Here is a 1,210-nt window from a genome sequence, read left to right on the forward strand (position 1 = left end):
CAAAATCGGTTCGCGCAGCTTTCGACGTACTCTTTCCATCCGGCCGAGGAGCGTTTACGCCTCCGCTTGGCATGTCTTGTCATCATGCGGTCGCGCACCATAATGTAAAGCAGCTCGTCGCCGTTATAGATGCGGCCCTTGGCGTCGCACATCACCAAACGGTCGGCGTCGCCGTCGAGCGCGATGCCCAGGTCGGCACGGTGCGACAGCACGGCGGCGGCCATCGCCTTCGGTGCAGTCGCGCCAAAGCCGGCGTTGATATTGAAGCCATCCGGACTGGCGCCAATCGAAATCACTTCGGCGCCCAGCTCATGGAACACGTGCGGCGCGATGTCATACGCTGCGCCGTGCGCGCAATCGACGACGATGCGCAAGCCACGCAGGTCCAGCTCGTTCGGGAACGTGCCTTTGCAAAATTCAATGTAGCGGCCCTGCGAATGCTGCAGGCGCTTGGCGCGGCCCATCTTTTCAGGGGACACGCAAATCATCGGCTGGTCGATCGCTTCCTCAATTTCCATTTCCACCGCGTCGGGCAACTTGGTGCCGTGCTTGGAAAAGAACTTGATGCCGTTGTCATGGAACGGGTTGTGCGAAGCGGAAATGACCACGCCAGCGGACAGGCGCAGCGCGCGCGTCAGGTAAGCGACGGCGGGCGTTGGCGTCGGGCCGGCCAGCAGCACGTCGACACCGGCGGCGTTAAAGCCTGCTTCCAGCGCGGACTCGAGCATGTAGCCGGAAATACGGGTGTCTTTGCCGATCAGAACGGTCGGTCGCTTGGACGCGGCGTTGCTGGTCTTGGCCAGCACTTTGCCGGCAGCGTAGCCGAGGCGCATCACGAAGTCGGGCGTGATTGGCGCAACGCCAACGAGTCCACGGATACCGTCTGTACCGAAATATTTACGTGCCATGTTGTGCTCTTCTTAGTAGTAATTAAGGAATTGTGGCTGCATGCCACACTTTCACTGCATCGACTGTTTCGACTACATCATGCACGCGCACAATGCGCGCGCCGTGCGCTATCGCAGCCAATGCGCCGCCGATGTTGCCTGCCAGCCGTTGCTCCACGGGTTTGCCGGTGACGGCGCCTATCATCGACTTGCGTGATACGCCAGCGAGCACAGGCAGCCCAAGCGCCTGCTGCATTTGGCCAATGTTGCGCAACAATGCATAGTTGTGTTTCACCGTTTTTCCAAAGCCAAACCCGGGATCG

1 protein-coding gene and 1 pseudogene are annotated in these 1,210 nt (G+C 60.2%); both read right to left on the reverse strand.

The features are described from left to right. Positions 1-908: pseudogene (glmM, locus tag ACP7BV_RS27060) on the reverse strand (phosphoglucosamine mutase); the annotation flags it as partial. Between the two features lie 22 nt (positions 909-930). Then, a partial coding sequence (locus ACP7BV_RS27065; protein WP_426107993.1) for a dihydropteroate synthase occupies positions 931-1,210 on the reverse strand: 280 nt, incomplete at its 5' end.

It is taken from the genome of Massilia sp. TSP1-1-2, assembly GCF_049896185.1.
GTDB lineage: Bacteria > Pseudomonadota > Gammaproteobacteria > Burkholderiales > Burkholderiaceae_D > Telluria_A.